Origin of the sequence: Allobosea eneae (genome assembly GCF_042657265.1) — a bacterium.
Classification (GTDB): Bacteria; Pseudomonadota; Alphaproteobacteria; order Rhizobiales; family Beijerinckiaceae; genus Allobosea; species Allobosea eneae.
In genome coordinates this window covers 1-15,662 of sequence record NZ_JBHSLW010000007.1, presented here as the reverse complement: position 1 = coordinate 15,662, position 15,662 = coordinate 1, and the positions used below count along the sequence as shown (strand labels likewise).

The window sequence follows — 15,662 nt, the reverse complement described above, 5'->3', positions numbered from 1 at the left end:
CGATCAGTCGCTGGAAGGCGTGGATGGTCGGGACGAGCCCGACCATCAGGGAAAACGGCAGGCTCGAACCCTGTCACTCTACCGACATCGGCGCGATGTCGATGAACCAGCTCTTGGGCTGCACCACGCCCTTGACCTTGGCGCTCATCGCGCGCGGGCCGACATCGTGCGCCACCCAGACGAAGGGCGCCTCCTCGACGATGCGGGCGTGCAGCTTGGCGAGTGCCGCATCGCGCGCCGTGCCGTCGAACGAGGTGCGGGCGTCGGCGATCAGCTTGTCGAACTCGTCATTGCCGAAATAGCCCCAGTTGTTGGAGACCGGCGGGAAGGTCTTGGTCGAGACGAAGCGGACCATGGCGAAGAAGGGGTCCATCGCCGCATAGGTGACATTGGTGGCGTTGGCGCCGCGGGCATTGGCGTGCTTGGCGCCCTCGCGCCAGTTGGTGAAGACGGCGTTCCACTCGCCGACCTCGAGCGCGACGTCGAAATAGCAATCCTTCAGCGCCTGCTGCATGAACTCGTTCATCGGCAGCGGCTGCATCTGGCCGGAGCCCGAGGCCGAGGTCAGCACCTTGACCTTCGCCGGCTTGGAGGCCGAGAAGCCAGCCTCGGTCATCAGCTTCTTGGCGGCATCGAGATCGTATTTGATCTCGAATTTCGGATTGCCCCACCAGGGATGGCCGGGCGGCACCGTGCCCTTCGGCACCTCCATCAGACCGCCGAGCAGGGTCTTCAGCTCCTCGCGGTTGATGCAGAGATTGGCGGCGTGGCGGACCTTCTTGTCGAGCCAGACCGAGCCCTCGACGAAGGAGAGCTGCCAGGGCCAGACATGCGGCTGGGCATTGGTGTAGACCTTAAAGCCGCGGCTCTGGATCTGCGGTACCGCGTCCGGCGCCGGCGCCTCGATCCAGTCGACCTGCCCCGAGAGCAGTGCGGCGGTACGCGCGTTCGCCTCAGGCAGCGGCAGCAGCACGACGCGGTCGATTTTCGGTACCCGCTTGGGGTCCCAATAAGCCTTGTTGGCGACCATCTCGAAGCGCTCGCGAGGCACGAGCCGGACGCCCTTGAACGGGCCGGTGCCCGACGGATCGGCCGAGAAGGCGGCCCAGGCCTGCTTGGCACGCTCGCCCGCATCGGTCACAGAGGCCGGTACGGCGGCGAGCTTGGCGGCCCAGTGCGTGGGCGAGGCCATGTAGAGATTGGTCAGGTTGATCGGCAGGAATGCATCGGGCTCCGACGTCGTGAGCTCGACGGTGAGCGGATCGATCGCCTTGGCCGACTTCAAGGTCGGCATGCGCGAGACGGTAACGCCCACTTGATCGGCAGCAAAATGCGCTGCCTCTTTGTTGAGCACTTTTTCGACGTTCCAGACTACCGCTGCGGCATCGAAGGCCGAGCCGTCTTGGAACTTCACACCCGGGCGCAGCTTGAACACCCATCTGGTCCTGTCGCCGGCATCGACCGCCCATTCGGTGGCGAGGCCGGGAATGACGACGCTGGCCTTGTCGGCCGAGGACAGGTCCCAATTGGTCAACCCGTCATACATCGGGATGCCGGTGAAGCGGTTGCCTTCGAAACCCTGGTCGGGCTGGCCGTGCGTGCGCGGGATATCGGCGGCGGTCATCCCGATGCGCAGGACTTTCTCCTGCGCCAGCGCGGCGCCCGCGAGCGCGCTCGAGACGCCGAGCGCCAGCATAACGGCGCGCGTGATGGATGTGGACGACATGACGGTGCTCCCCTCAAGGCCCGGCGTTGGTTCGCGCGGATTGGGGAGGGACTAGCAACGGACGTGCCACCCGTCAGGGTTAGCCGCTGCGAGCAAACAGAACGGAGGTGTCAGGTCTGCATGGCACCAATCTGCAGCATATAACCGGAACGACCGCTTTCGGGCTGTACGTCGATGTCTACTCGTGGCGCGTCCCGCCCGGAACCGAGAAAGCCCCTTCTGGCCCGTTGCCGACATCCGCAACGTCCTCTTTCAGGGAAAGGAACTACTGGTCGCGGTTTGCGGCTCCGCGGCCTGGGTAGTCGTCGGGCAAGATAAAGGGAAACGGCCCCGGTGCCCGGTCGACCATGGCGGCATGCGTGACGAACCCGGTTCCGTCAAAACGATGGAGCAGGAAGGCGGGCGGTTCCAGCATGAAGCAGGACGGCGCCTCGGCACGCAGATCGAGCGTGACCTGATGCCCGACCGAAGGCGCGATCTGGCAAAGTGTGCCCCCGAACATCGTCTGGATCGAGCGGTGGACATGGCCGCAGAGCAGGCGCTTCACCTGCGGGTTGGCGGCGAGTTCTCGTTCCAGCTGCTCCGCACCTGCCAGCAGACGGGTGCGGTCCATGTGTCCGATTCCGGTCTCGAAAGGCGGATGGTGCAGCATCACCAGCGTCGGGGCTTCCGGCGCCTCGGCACATCGGGCTTCGAGGAAGGCCAGCGTCTCGGCTGCGAGTTCGCCATGGCTCTCCCCCGCCACGAGACTGTCGAGCCCGATGATGCGGACCGGCCCGCAGGAAACCGCGAAGTTCAGAAAGCCGATCCGCGGCAGATACCCGTCCACGGCGAAAGCCCGGCGAAACGGTTCACGCCGGTCGTGATTGCCGGGCACGGCATAGACCGGCATGGGCAGGCGGGCGAGAAGCGCCCGGATGACCGTGTACTCCTCGTCGAGGCCGCAATCGGCCAGGTCGCCGGTGATGACGACGCAGTCGGGGCGTGGATCGAGCCGGAGCAGCGCGTGAACGGCGTGCTCTGCCAGAAGATTGGTCTCGGAGACGCCGTAAGCGAGCAGACCATGCGGCCGAATGTGAAGGTCGGAGATCTGGGCGATGAGCATGGTCAGGCTTCCGTCGTGAACTCGATGAGGGCTTCGGGATCGATGTCGAAGCCGACGAGCGCCCCGACCTCGAACGATCGATTCGATGGCAGATCGATCTGCAGCTTCTGTCCGGGCGTCACTTCGGCCACGAGCCGCTGCGTCGCACCGAAGAAGGTCGAGGCGGCGATGCGCGCCGTCATCGCGCCACCGGTGTCGGACGGGCGCGCCGCCTCGGGGCGGAACCAGATCGTGGTCTGCCGGTCGGCGCCGCCGACCGGCAGACGCGCTGCAACGCCCTGCCCGCCGATAGCCAGCACGCCGTCCCTTACGAAGCCTTCGAGACGGTTCACGGTGCCGACGAACTCCGCCACGAAGGCGTTGGCGGGTCGGTGATAGACCGCCTGCGGCCGGTCGATCTGGGCGATCCTCCCCTTCTGCATCACGGCGATGCGGTCGCCGATCGCCATCGCCTCGGCCTGGTCATGCGTCACATAGATCGCGGTAATGCCGAACTCCCGAAGCAGCAGGCCAATCTCGACGCGAAGCCGCTCGCGCAGCACCGCGTCAAGCGCCGCTAGAGGCTCGTCGAGCAGCAGCACGCGGGGCTTGATCGCCAGAGCGCGGGCGAGCGCCGTGCGCTGGCGCTGCCCACCCGAGATCGCCGTGACGCGGCGATCTGCGTATTCGTCGAGCCCAACGAGGGCGAGCAGACGCCTCGTCTCGGCCGCGCGTTCGGCAGCGGCAACGCGCCTGACCTTCAGCCCGTAGCCGACGTTCTCGGCGACCGTCATGTTCGGGAACAGCGCATAGGACTGGAAGACCATGCCGACATTGCGCTTCTCGATCGGGACATTGGACACATCTTCGCCGTCGAAGCGGATCATGTCGGAGCGATCGGAGCGTTCCAGCCCCGCGAGGAGGCGTAGCAGGGTTGTCTTGCCGCAGCCGGAGGGGCCAAGCAGCACGAGTATCTCGCCCGCCGGGACGGTGAGGTCGGTCGGGTGCAGGACGGTGGTGCCGTTGAAGCTCTTGGTGAGCTGTCGCGTCGTGATGGCGCAGCCGCGGCGGACGGCGGAGGGCTTGGTGGCGGTCATGGTTGGGATCGCCTTTCCGTGAGGCTTGCGACGAGCTGAAGCCCGATGAGCAGAGGAACGATCATAATGAGGAAAACGAGCGTGTAGGCCGAAGCGATCTCAAGCCGCATCGAGGCATAGGCATCGGCGAGGCCGACTGGCAGCGTCTTGGTCGTCGGCGTGTGCAGCATCCAGGTGAGGTTGAATTCACCGATGGAAAGCGTGACCACCGTCAGCGCACCGGCCAGGATGCCCTGCTTCACATTGGGCAGGATGACGTCGATGAAGCGCCGCCAGGCGGGCGCGCCGAGGCTGGCCGCACCCTCGTCGAGAACCTTCCAGTCGATGGTCTCGAGCACCGCCATCACCGCCCGCATCATGAAGGGCAGCGTGAAAAGCACATGGCCGGCCACGATGAACAGCGTCGATCGGCGGAAGTCGCCATAGCCGCCATAGATCAGGATGAGCGCCAGTGCGAGCGCCAGCCCCGGTATCGCGACGGGCAGCGTCACGATCTCCTCAGCGATGCGGGCGAAGCGGCCGCCGCGCCGTACCAGCGCATACGCGCCGGGCACGCCGATCAGAAGCGTCAGCACCAGCGTCGCGATTGCGACGACCAGGCTGCGCAGAATGGTATCGGCATAGAGATCCCAGACCTGGATCACCCAGTCGAAGGTCAAGCCGGCCGGAAGCCCGCGCGCATAGCTCACGCTCAGTCCCGCGACCACCGACATCAGGACAGGCAGCGTCAGGAACAGCGTCAGCAGCCCCGTGATCGCCGCGCCTGCGGCGAAAGTCCACCTGAACCGCATCTCAACGCCCCGTCGCATCGCGCATGGCGCGGTTGCGGGCGATGGCGAGTGCCAGCCAGGTGATCAGGCCAAGCGCGATCGAGAGCGCCGCGGCCATCGACGCGTTCGTCGCCAGCGTGAACTCGGTATAGATCAGCATCGGCACCACATCGACATTGGTGGCGAGGGTAAAAGCCGTGCCGAAAGCCCCCATCGCAGTGGCGAAGCAGAGCGCGCCTCCGGTGTACATCGCTGGAAAGAGCGCCGGCAGCACAACGTCGCGCTGGATCGCGATCGGACCGGCGCCGAGCGAGCGTGCCGCTTCGACGAGCGAAGCGTCGAGCTTCTCGGCCGCGGCCAGGATGGTGAGCAGCACGCGTGGCACCGAAAAATAGATGTAGCCGAGGAACAGCCCGACCAACGAATAGGCAAACACCACATTGGTGCCGGCTACGGCCTTGGTGACGCTGCCGACGAGGCCGAGCCGGCCGCCGAGCAGGATCACGAGGAAGCCCACCACCACGCCGGGAAAAGCGAGCGGGAAGGTCAGCAGCGATAGTAGGACTGAGCGGCCGGGAAAGCGTCGGTTGGCCAGCGTCTGGGCCGCGACTGTCGCGAGCGCCAGCGTGACTGCGGTCGTCAGGACGGCGAGGAGCAGCGTCGCGATCAGGCTCGTGCGATAACGGGCTTCCGTGAGGATGGCGAGGAAAGCCATCAGGCCCTGCTCGCCGTCTCCGGCCGCGATCGTGAGCCGGGCCAGGGGTAATGCCAGAAACGCCAGGACGAAGATCGCCAGCGGCAGGATCAGCACGAGATCGAAGTGCCTGTCGCGCATGACAGCCTCCTTGGCGAGGGCAGGGGTTGGCGGAAACCGCGGCGCCGGGCCGAGCTGGTGTGTCGGGGGGTCGACTGCGAGGCGGGCTTTCCGCCCCGCAGCCATGTCGTCTGCAGGTCAGCGGACCTCGGTCAGATATCGCGTCGAGAATCCCTTCTGCGCGGCCTGCGCCTTATCCCAATCGATTGCCCTGGCGCGTGCATATTCGCTCGCCGGCAGGAACTTCTCGGCGATGTCCTTCGGCATCTCGACCGGCAGCGCCGGGCGAAGATATGCCGAGGTCCAGAACAGCTGGCCCTTATCGGAGAGCAGGTAGTCGAGCACCTTCTTGGCGTTCGCCGCCCGCGGTGCGCCCTTCACCAGTGTCATCACATAGGGAAAGGTCACGGTGCCTTCGCAGGGCAGCACGAAGGCAAACGTGCCTTTTTCGGTATACTTCGCGCGATAGGCGTTGAAGTCGTAGTCGAGCAGGATTGGGATCTCGCCCGAGACGACACGGGCATAGGAGGTCTGCTTGGTGACGATCGCGCCATTGCTGGCGAGCGCCTTGAAGAAGTCGAGCGCCGGCGTGAAGTTTTCGAGCGTTCCGCCGAGCGCCGAGTTGACAGCGACCGAGGAGACATAGCCGACGGCGGCGGAGGTCGGATCGAGATAGCCGACGAGGCCCTTGTATTGCGGCTTCTTGAGATCGGCCCAGCAGGCCGGAGCCGGGGCGCCGCCAAGCGCGTCGAGATTGACGAAGAAGCCGAGGGTCCCCTGGTGAACCGTCCACCAGCGGCCCTGCGGATCCTTGAGCCCCTCGGGGATCTCGCCGAAGCGCGCGGGCTTCCAAGCCTCGACCAGATCCTGGCCGGCTGCGGAGATGCCGGCATTGATGCCGAGATAGGCGATGTCGGCGACCGGGCTTGCCTTTTCGGCGATGATCTGCGCGATCGCCTGGCCGGAATTCTTGTTGTCGCCCGGAATCTCGATGTTGAGATCGGCCTTGATGTTCTTCAACATCTGGCCCCAGTTGGCCCATTCGGGCGGGCAGTTGTAACAGATGGCATCGGCCGCCTTCGCCGGTGCGGAGAGGACACAGAAGGCGCCGACGATGGCGGCAAGACAGGTCAGATAGGAGCTCGGCTTCATGGCTGCTGGCTTTCTGCTGGGGGAACGGCTTTTGCGTCACGCCGGGCCGGCGCGATGGTCTCGCCACGCGAGAAGGTGAAATCAGCGCGGAGATGATGCGGCCGGCGCCGGCCGGCTGCGATGTCGAGCACCATCGAAGCTGCGAGCACGCCCATGGAGCGGGACGGCTGAACGATCGTGGTGAGCCTGGGTGAGATGTGCCGGGCCAGATCGATCCCGTCGAAGCCCGTCACCGAGACGTCCTCAGGCACGCGCAACCCCATTCGGCGCAGTGAGGCGATTACCGTGACGGCGAGGAGATCGTTAGAGACGATCGCCGCCGTCGGCGGGTCGGTCGCAAAGGCCTGCGTCAGGTCGACATCCTCGGCCGCATCGATGAAGTCGACCTCCAGGGGTGGCAGCGGCCGGCTGCCGGCCACCTCCATCGCATCGCAATAGCCGCGGTAGCGATGGGCTGCCCTGTCGGACGAGGAAAACCGGCCCCCGACGAAGAGGACGCGACGGTGGCCGAGAGCGATGAGCTCCTCCGTCAGCCGGCGCATGGCCGCGCGATTGTCGACCGAGACGGATCCGAGCCCTTCCGCGACATTTTCGTTGTAGACCGTCGCGGCGGGCAGCCCTTGCCGGGCGACGCTGTCCAGCACCTCGCTCGTCCGCGGATCGCACACCGTGAGGACGAGGCCGACCGGACGTTCCGCGAGCAGCGCGGCGGCGATCGCCACCTCCTGCTTCGTGTCGTAGTTCGACTGCCCCATGATGACGGAAAGACCGTTGGCCCGCGCAGACTGCTCGACGCCAGCGAGGACGCCGGCGAAGACCGGATTGGTGAGGCTGGGGAGCAGCACGCCGAGCACAGGGCGCCGACTTTCTCCGGCTGCGGCAAGCGGAAAGCCCAGCTCGAGCGCAGCCGTGACGACACGCCTCTGCATCTCCGAGCCGACCGCCGCATGGCCCGTCACGACGCGGCTGACCGTCGCGATCGAGCAGCCTGCGCGCGCGGCGACATCCCGGATCGTGGCAGCGGTTCGCGTCATAAGGAATTCCCGTGGACCGCCGATCCTAGCGGTGGCGATGGGAGCCGAACTAGCAACCGTGCTTGATAGTGAGATGACGTTGTTTCAGTCGTTTTCATTAGCCGAGAAACGACCTCGATCCTGGCACCACCCAGCGCGAACCGTGACTGTCTTGTCGGCGAGGGCCAGCCGGCACCGCCTGCCGGCCGGCGGATGACGGCTTATAGCGAATGTCGGAGATGGCTGCGTCGGCACGGTGGTCCGGATGACGCCTAGGATGATGAGCGCCGTCGAAAGCCCACCTGATCGGATGGCTCTCGAGAGGTCGCAGAAGGTGCCGTCACACAAACGGCACGGACATAGTCGCGCTGCGTACGCTAGCCGAACCGGCGGATCGTCATGTCCTCGATCATCCGCTGGCGCAGCGCAGTGACGGTGACGGCATCGATCATGCAACCTCCAGGGCTCAGGGGAAAAGACCCCCCAAATCCTCGGATGCAGCGCCTCACAGGCGAAATCTCAGCGATGAACGCGCCGCAGCGCCCTCCAGCGAGAGCGGGTAAGTCCAATTGGCGCAGGCGAGAAAGCGGGACCGCCATGACGCAGATGAAATCGAGAAGCGGCCGCGCGGGTCCGCCTCAACGGCATTACGGTCCCGGGTCATACGCACAGCGGAACCCGACATAGACGGCGTAAAAGTCGGCTGCCTTCCACTGCATTGACTCCGATTGCGTCTGGCTCGGCCCGTACCACCAGGATCCACCAGCAGTCAGCGCCTCTGTGCCGCGTCGATCGGCCAGCCATTCCCAGACATTGCCGCCCATGTCGTAGAGGCCGTTCACGCCACGCCGGGTAAGCCCGATCTGAGACTGCCGTTCCCATCGGTCGCCGGACGACAGGTTCATTCCAGCCGGCGCATTCCCAACCGGATAGGCGTATGTCCTGCCCCGCTCGAACCCGTCCGTCGGCATCTCTCTCATCTCGGTATAAGCAGCGCGCCGCCACTCGGCGGCGGAAGGCAGCCGACCGCCGATAGCGGTGCAGTATTCGCGCGCCTCCGCCCAGCTGACATGCGACACGGGATCGTTTGGCGCGCCGGCTTGCCCCGACGGCCTACGGAACGTCCAGCCTGGACGCCGGGTCCATCCTCCAGCGAATTCGAACCCACCACCCTCCCGCTCGGCCGCTGTGCGAAGGTTGCGGGCCGCAACATGACGCTCGAACGCCGCGATGGTCACCTCGTGAGCGTCGATCGCGAAGCCATCCAGTTCGACGCGATCAGGCACCTGAGCGTGACCCGCCGCGCAGATTGCCATCATGAGGAGGGCGGACATCATGAACAGGCGCATGCATCTTACTCCGTTTCGCCACCGGGGCAGCGGACCGATCATGGGCTCGTCAGATGCTCGACCTGCGACGGGTCGCCCGGGCTGAACCCATCGCAGGGATCGCAGAAGCGCGTAGCGCCGTCGCGTGCAATTCTGCTCGCGAAATCCTGATCCTGATGCCGGCTGCTCGCAATTGCCGATAAGTCGAGAACCCATAGAGTTCCGGGCGGCTGGAGCTTCTTGATGACCGAGACCATCTTGGCGGAACGGACGACGATCGGCCGGTTGAGCACGCAGCCCGATGGTTGGCGGCGGCTCGAGTGGAATGGCGGCTCCTTTGAGACGGCGCATCGTCCGCATACGACGCTGGTCGAAGGCGTGATTAAGTCCGACCGGCACCTGATCATGGCGACGCTGCGCGGTGGAGCCGAACGGCATGAAATCCGGACCGATGACGGGCATCGCTATGACGGTCCGGACCGGCCGGGCTCGATCTCGTTTCTGCCGGCAGGATGCGAGCGGCGCCTTCGGCTGCATAATGTCAACTGGCACTGGGCGGCGATCGGGTTGTTGCCTGACGCGGCCGCGCTTTCCGGCGTCGGCCCGGCCAGCGGCCTGGAGGACGGCATGGTCCTTGGCCTGCTTAGCGAGTTCGAGCGACTCGATGCGATCGATGGCGGCCTCGACCCTGGCTATTGCGAGACCATGGCGAGTGCCCTGTCGCGCTATCTCGGCCGCCGCTACGGCGGGATGAAACCCGTCGCCGCCCGCGCGATCACGCTTCCCGCCTGGCGGCTGCGCCGGATCCGGGACCACATCGATGCCCACCTGTCGGGCGTGATCCGCATCGCTGATTTAGCCCAATGTGCGGGACTGTCTGACGGGCACTTCCATCGTGCCTTCCGCAGCGCTACGGGCAAGACGCCGCTCGCCTTCATCCAAGAGCGGCGGATCGACGCCGCGGCCCAATTGCTCGCCAGAGACACCGCCTCGGTCTGCGACATCGCCCTGCAGGTGGGTTTCGTCAGTCCCACCCATTTCGCGCGGATCTTCCACGCGATCGTCGGGTGCAATCCGTCGGAATTCCGCCGCCGGCACTCGGTCGGCTGAAATGGCGAAGCATCCGCGTACCTGCTCTAACAATGCGATGCGGCACGACAAGGCGACCCTGCCAAGGACGCGCACCGGCAGGCCGCCGAGCGTTGATGGGCTGGACAGGCGGTCTTGCGTCCCGCGACCGTGGTTCGGTTACGAGCGAAAAGGCCAGGTCACCACGCCCCCATAGCTGCGACCGGGGTAAGGCGGCTGGCGCAGCAGGGCGTCGAAGCCGGCGATGCCTTCCATGTGCTTCACCAGCCGGGCCCGCATCGCCTGGTCAGGCAGCTCGCCATAGAGCGCGCCCATATTGTCGGCGACATGATCGGGGTTGCTGGTCGCGGGCACGACATTCGTCACCGCGGGCTGGGAGATGATGAACTTCAGGAAGAACTGCGCCCAGGTGGTGGCGCCGAACTCGCGAGCGAAGTCCGGGACCTTCTGGTTGGCCACCGGCGTGAACAGGCGCGCCTTCTCGAAGGGGATATTGATCTGGACCGCGACGCCGTTGTCGGCGCAGGCCGGCAGGATGCGCTGCTCTGCGGCGCGGTTGAAGATCGTGTAGTTGATCTGGATGAAATCGAGGTTGCCGGTCCGCACCAGGCGCTCGATGATCGGGTGATACTCGTTGCTCCACTGGGTGACGCCGATATAGCGCACCCGTCCTTCCTGCTTCCAGCGCCGCAGCAGGTTCAGGACCTGATCGTGGTTCTCGAGGCTGTGGACCTGCTGCACGTCCATCGCCTTGCGCCAGAGCCGCTCCTGCGACTTGCGGAATTGCGCCTCGGAATGACTATTGTCCGAGAGGTATTCGCCGGTCGTCCAGGTCTTATTGGTGATGAACAGGTCCGAGGCGATGCCGAGCTCCGTTGCGAAATCGCCGACGCTCACCTCCGCCATTCCGTAGAGCGGCGAGGTGTCGACGACCCGCCCGCCTGCGGCATGGAAGCGGCGCAGGACCTCACGGATATGGTTGCGCGGCTCACCCGGGGTGACATCGAAGGTCTCGAAGGTGCCGAGGCCGATGACCGGGATCTGCTGGCCGGTCTTCGGAATTGCGCGCAAGATGGGCGTGCGAGCCTGCGTCGCCTGCGCAAGAGCCGACGAAGCCGACGAAAGCCCCAGAGAGCCCGCACCGATGGTCGCGCCGAGGGCAGCTAGAACGGAGCGCCGGTTAACGGGCCGCGAGCCCTTGTTTGAAATCAGATTCGGCATTGCAGATATCCTCTTGGCAGCGCTGCGAAGGTGGCGCTTGATCCGAGCACCTAACGCAGCGACACGAGCCGCGCGCGTCCGATCCTGAGCCGATTGCGGCAATCCTGACGTGAGCTCGCTACCCGGGACGCGAAAGCGTGCGGTCGCATGCGATTTGCACAACGACATCGATGTCGATTTCGCCCTCGACGCGCTCCCCGGCCCCGTCCATCGGATGCTCGCCGGGCGTGCTCCCTAACCACGTACCAAGTGTCCGCTTGCGGGCAATGCTTCGACATCGGCTGTTGGGAAGGGTAGGCGGCGTCGACATCATCGTGCACATGCTGGGTGGGTCGTCGGCTCCTGCGGGGGGCTTTGAGGCCCTCTCCGATGAGGAGTGGCGCAAGGAACTCGACCTCAACCTGATGCCAGCCGTCCGCCTTGATCGCGAATTGGTCCCGGGGATGACTGCTCAAGGCAGGGGTGTTGTGGTGCACGTCACGTCCATCCAGCGCGTCATGCCCTTGCCTGAATCGACGATTGGCTATGCCGCGGCAAAGGCGGCGCTCTCCTCCTACAGCAAGAGCCTGTCCAAGCTGGTCTCGCCGAAAGGGGTCAGGGTCGTCCGCGTCTCGCCGGGATGGATCGCGACGGAGGGGTCGATCGCTTTCGCCGAGCGTCTTTCCGGCGAGCAAGGCGTCGATGTCGAGGCTGCCAAGCAAATGATCATGGCTGCGCTCGGCGGCATTCCGATCGGCCGGCCGGCCGAGCCCGAGGAAGTCGCAAACCTGATCGCCTTTATCTCCTCGGATCGCGCCGGCGGCATCACCGGGACCGAATATGTCATCGACGGCGGGACGGTCCCTACTGTCTAGGGTTCGCGATCGCCCGACTTGGCTCCGGACGCGGGCGCTGGTTCCGCAGCGTTCGTGGCGCCGGTATGTGCATAGATCGCGTCGCGCAGCTGCAGAACCAGGCGGTTGAGCTCCGCTAGGCTGCCGGGAGATTGCCCGGACGCCGTGAGCAGACTGTCGTTCACGCAGCCGGCACGGAAGCGCAGGCGGTCGCCTTCGGGCGTCAGGGCGACGATGACCTGGCGCTCATCGTCTGGATTGCGGGTCCGCCGCACCAGGCCGGCTGCCTCCATGCGCTTCAGCAGGGGCGTCAGCGTGCTGGGTTCGAGCGCGAGCCGCTGAGCGATGCCGCCCACGGTCTGGGCGTCTTCGCGCCATAGCACATTGAGCACGAGATACTGCGGATAGGTCAGTTCGAGCTCATCGAGAAAAGGCTTGTAGGTCCGCTGGATCGCCATCTCGGTCGAATAGATCGAGAAGCAGAGCTGGTCCTCCAATGGCACCGGGGGTGCTGCAGCTTTCTTCGCCATCCTCGGCTCTCCCGTCGCCGCTCACGCAGCCGTGATCGTCGAAACATATATCGCGATAACAAACCTGATTGACAAGGCGCAGCTCGTCTCATAAATTGATTATCGCAATAATAATTATCTCAACAATCACCTAAGGAGCAGGTTCATGATCAAGCCCCTTCGCAACGCTCTCGTCGCCGCAGCCGTCCTCGGCTCCGTTTCTCAAGCCGCTCTGGCCCAAACCCCGAACAACGGGCGGCCCGCCGCTGCCAAGAATGTCGTTCTCGTGCACGGCGCTTTCGCCGATGGTTCGGGATGGCGAGGCGTCTACGACCTGCTCACGGCTCGCGGCTACCGCGTGACGATCGTCCAGAATCCGCTGACCTCGCTCGAGGACGACGTAGCGGCCACCAAGCGGGCTCTCGGCAGGCAGGACGGTCCGACCATTCTGGTGGGGCATTCCTGGGGCGGCACGGTCATCACGGAAGCCGGGGTCGATCCGAAGGTCAGCGGTCTTGTCTATGTCTCAGCCCTCTCCCCCGATGCCGGCGAGACGACGGCCCAGCAGTATGAGGGCTTTGCGCCCGCGACCGAGTTCGTCGTCGACAAGGCGCAGGACGGCTTCGCCTATGTCGATCGCGACAAGTTCAAGGCGGGCTTCGCTCATGATGCCAGCGACGCCGATGCCGCCTTCATGCGGGACTCGCAGGTGCCGATCAATCTCTCGGCCTTCGCATCCAAGCTGAAGAACGCCGCCTGGCGCACCAAGCCGAGCTGGGCCGTGATCGCCAGCGAGGACAAAGCCTTCGATCAGGCGATGCTCGACCACATGGCCAAGCGCATCGGCGCCAAAGTCACAAAGGTCTCGGCCAGCCATGCGCTCTTCATGACGCAAGCCAAGGTCGTCGCCGATGTGATCGACCAGGCCGCCAAACAGGCCGCTGCCGCAGCGAAATAAACCCGCCTGCTGCCTTCAGCTGCTCTCAGGACAGCCCCAAGAAATCAGAAAGACCGAACGATGACTGACAATCATGCCCCCGGCGATGCCGGGGGCTTCGAACGACGCGCGCGCGAAAATCAGGCTGAACGCCGCGCCAATCTCCAATCGACCTACGACTTCATCATCTGCGGAGCCGGCTCGGCGGGATCCGTGATCGCGCGTCGCCTGGCCGACAACCCAGCCTGTAGCGTTCTGCTGATCGAGGCCGGGCCGGATGACGAGGCAGAGTCCGTGCTCAACCCGTCTCTGTGGCCCACCAATCTCGGCTCAGATCGAGACTGGGGGTTCCAGGCCGAGCCCAATCCGCATCTCGACGGCCGGGCGCTCTCGATGTCGATGGGCAAGGCTGGGAGGCGGATCCAGCGTGAACGTCATGGTCTGGGCACGGGGCCACCGCAGCGACTGGGATCACTTTGCGGCAGAGACGGGCGACACCGGCTGGAGCTACCGCTCGGTGCTCGACATATATCGCGGTATCGAGAACTGGCGGGGCAAACCGGATCATAAATACCGGGGCACGACCGGCCCGGTTTGGGTTCAGCCCGCCAAGGACCCGAGCCGCATCGCCGGTGCCTTGCTCGATGCGGCGGAAGGTCTCGGCATTCCTCGCTTCGATCATCCCAATGGTGAGATGATGGAGGGCGAGGGAGGGGTCGCCTACTCGGACATGCTGGTTCGGGAGGGCAAGCGGCACTCCCTCTACCGGGCCTATGTCCGGCCGATTGCCGATCGCCCGAACCTGACGATCCTCACCGAGACCAACGTGCGGCGCATCCTGTTCGACGGGCGTTGCGCCACCGGCGTCGAGATCGAGCGCGCTGGCACGATCATGACCATCAATGCTGGGACAGAGGTCGTGATCTCGACCGGCGCGATCAATACGCCGAAGCTGCTCATGCTGTCCGGCGTGGGTGATCGTGACGAGCTTTCTCTGCACGGTATCCCTGTCGTGCAACACCTTCCAGGTATCGGCCGCAATCTGCAGGATCACGTCTCATTCGGCTGCACGTGGGAATACCGCGAGCCTATCCCGCCGCGTAACAGCGGCAGTGAAGCGAAGCTCTATTGGAAAAGCCGTCCCGACCTGACCGAGCCGGACTTGCTCTTCTGCCAGGTGGAGTTCCCCGTCCCGAGCGAGCGGACGGCACAGCTCGGGGTGCCGGCCCATGGCTGGACGATGTTTGCCGGACTTGCTCGGCCGTTCAGCCGGGGAAGGATAAAATTGAAGTCTGCCGATCCCAGCGACATGCCTGTCGTCGATGCCAACATGCTGTCGGATCCGCGGGATTGGGAGGCGGCTCGAGCCTGCGTAAAGCTGAGCCGGGAGATCGGTCGCAGCGATGCTTTCCGCCCCTTCGTCAGCGGTGAGCGCATCCCCGGCGCCAATCGGCTGATCGACGACGCGTTCATTCGCGATGCAGCGGTCACCTACTGGCATCAGTGCGGCACTGCGAAGATGGGGTTCGACGACATGTCGGTGGTGGATGCCAGCCTCGCGGTCCATGGCATCAGCGGCCTGCGGATTGCCGACGGTTCGGTGCTGCCGCGCGTCACGACTGGCAACACCATGGCTCCTTGCGCCATTGTCGGCGAGCGGGCTGCCGACCTCATGCGACGGCAGTACGGGCTATAAGCCGGGCTCTCGAACCCAAACATGCTGAAGCGCGCTGTCCGCGCTTCAGCAATCCCAGCATCGCGGTGAGGCGCCTATCCATTCTCAGTCCGTTCTGACCTGAGACCCTTTTCTCCTCCGGTCTGAGGGAGAGTCCTGGGTTTCGTTTCTGGCCTCATGCGGCCTGTTTTTCCAGCGTGGATTTGAGGGCGAACTCGGCGGGCGTGATGTTGCCGAGGGCCGAGTGGGGTCTGTGGCGGTTGTAGTCCTCCTTCCATGAGGTGATGGCGCTGCGGGCCTCGACGAGCGTCGGGGAACAGCGTGTCGTTGAGGCACTCGTCCCGGAAGCGTCCGTTGAAGCTCTCGACGAAGGCATTCTGCGTCGGCTTGCCGGGGGCGATGTAGTGCCACTCG

General features: G+C 65.1%; 12 protein-coding genes and 3 pseudogenes. 4 read left to right on the top strand and 11 right to left on the bottom strand.

Annotation, left to right across the window (positions count from 1 at the left end; translation table 11 throughout):
* Positions 1-73: 73 nt before the first annotated feature.
* The 8 genes from ACFPOB_RS04890 to ACFPOB_RS04855 all read right to left on the bottom strand — a co-directional run bounded on the left by ACFPOB_RS04890 (position 74) and on the right by ACFPOB_RS04855 (position 9,005).
* A complete protein-coding gene (locus ACFPOB_RS04890) occupies positions 74-1,726 on the bottom strand; it encodes an ABC transporter substrate-binding protein (protein WP_377796370.1) in 1,653 nt (550 codons plus the stop codon).
* A 265-nt stretch (positions 1,727-1,991) separates the two neighbouring features.
* Complete coding sequence (locus ACFPOB_RS04885; protein ID WP_377796368.1) at positions 1,992-2,831, bottom strand: phosphodiesterase; 840 nt, start codon at positions 2,829-2,831, stop codon at positions 1,992-1,994.
* Between the two features lie 2 nt (positions 2,832-2,833).
* On the bottom strand, positions 2,834-3,907 hold the full coding sequence (locus tag ACFPOB_RS04880; RefSeq protein ID WP_377796365.1) for an ABC transporter ATP-binding protein: 1,074 nt from the start codon (positions 3,905-3,907) through the stop codon (positions 2,834-2,836).
* Positions 3,904-4,698: an ABC transporter permease gene (locus ACFPOB_RS04875; protein ID WP_377796363.1), complete on the bottom strand. Its 795-nt coding sequence runs from the start codon at positions 4,696-4,698 to the stop codon at positions 3,904-3,906. The genes ACFPOB_RS04880 and ACFPOB_RS04875 overlap by 4 nt, the downstream gene beginning before the upstream one ends.
* A gap of 1 nt (position 4,699) precedes the next feature.
* Positions 4,700-5,512: an ABC transporter permease gene (locus ACFPOB_RS04870; protein ID WP_377796361.1), complete on the bottom strand. Its 813-nt coding sequence runs from the start codon at positions 5,510-5,512 to the stop codon at positions 4,700-4,702.
* 117 nt (positions 5,513-5,629) lie between these two features.
* Positions 5,630-6,643, bottom strand: a complete 1,014-nt coding sequence (locus ACFPOB_RS04865) for an ABC transporter substrate-binding protein (RefSeq protein WP_377796360.1) — start codon at positions 6,641-6,643, stop codon at positions 5,630-5,632.
* Positions 6,640-7,677, bottom strand: a complete 1,038-nt coding sequence (locus tag ACFPOB_RS04860) for a substrate-binding domain-containing protein (RefSeq protein ID WP_377796358.1) — start codon at positions 7,675-7,677, stop codon at positions 6,640-6,642. The genes ACFPOB_RS04865 and ACFPOB_RS04860 overlap by 4 nt, the downstream gene beginning before the upstream one ends.
* Before the next feature lie 626 nt (positions 7,678-8,303).
* On the bottom strand, positions 8,304-9,005 hold the full coding sequence (locus ACFPOB_RS04855) for a formylglycine-generating enzyme family protein (protein ID WP_377796356.1): 702 nt from the start codon (positions 9,003-9,005) through the stop codon (positions 8,304-8,306).
* Between the two features lie 222 nt (positions 9,006-9,227).
* Here ACFPOB_RS04855 and ACFPOB_RS04850 point away from each other — a divergent pair, with 222 nt between their 5' ends.
* Positions 9,228-10,094: an AraC family transcriptional regulator gene (locus ACFPOB_RS04850; RefSeq protein ID WP_377796354.1), complete on the top strand. Its 867-nt coding sequence runs from the start codon at positions 9,228-9,230 to the stop codon at positions 10,092-10,094.
* Positions 10,095-10,232: 138 nt separating this feature from the next.
* On the opposite strand, the gene ACFPOB_RS04845 is transcribed toward ACFPOB_RS04850, so the two are convergent.
* On the bottom strand, positions 10,233-11,144 hold the full coding sequence (locus ACFPOB_RS04845) for an aldo/keto reductase (RefSeq protein ID WP_377796352.1): 912 nt from the start codon (positions 11,142-11,144) through the stop codon (positions 10,233-10,235).
* Between the two features lie 434 nt (positions 11,145-11,578).
* Between ACFPOB_RS04845 and ACFPOB_RS04840 the strand changes: the two are divergent.
* Positions 11,579-12,148, top strand: a pseudogene (locus ACFPOB_RS04840) (SDR family oxidoreductase); the annotation flags it as partial.
* Here ACFPOB_RS04840 and ACFPOB_RS04835 read toward each other — a convergent pair.
* Positions 12,145-12,657, bottom strand: coding sequence for a MarR family winged helix-turn-helix transcriptional regulator (locus ACFPOB_RS04835; protein ID WP_377796351.1), 513 nt, complete (start codon positions 12,655-12,657; stop codon positions 12,145-12,147). The pseudogene ACFPOB_RS04840 and the gene ACFPOB_RS04835 sit on opposite strands and share 4 nt — an antisense overlap.
* Positions 12,658-12,802: 145 nt before the next feature.
* On the opposite strand from ACFPOB_RS04835, the gene ACFPOB_RS04830 reads away from it, so the two are divergent.
* Positions 12,803-13,594, top strand: a complete 792-nt coding sequence (locus ACFPOB_RS04830; RefSeq protein WP_377796349.1) for an alpha/beta fold hydrolase — start codon at positions 12,803-12,805, stop codon at positions 13,592-13,594.
* Positions 13,595-13,654: 60 nt separating this feature from the next.
* Positions 13,655-15,269: pseudogene (locus ACFPOB_RS04825) on the top strand (GMC family oxidoreductase).
* 154 nt (positions 15,270-15,423) lie between these two features.
* On the opposite strand, the pseudogene ACFPOB_RS04820 reads toward ACFPOB_RS04825, so the two are convergent.
* Positions 15,424-15,662: pseudogene (locus tag ACFPOB_RS04820) on the bottom strand (integrase core domain-containing protein); the annotation flags it as partial.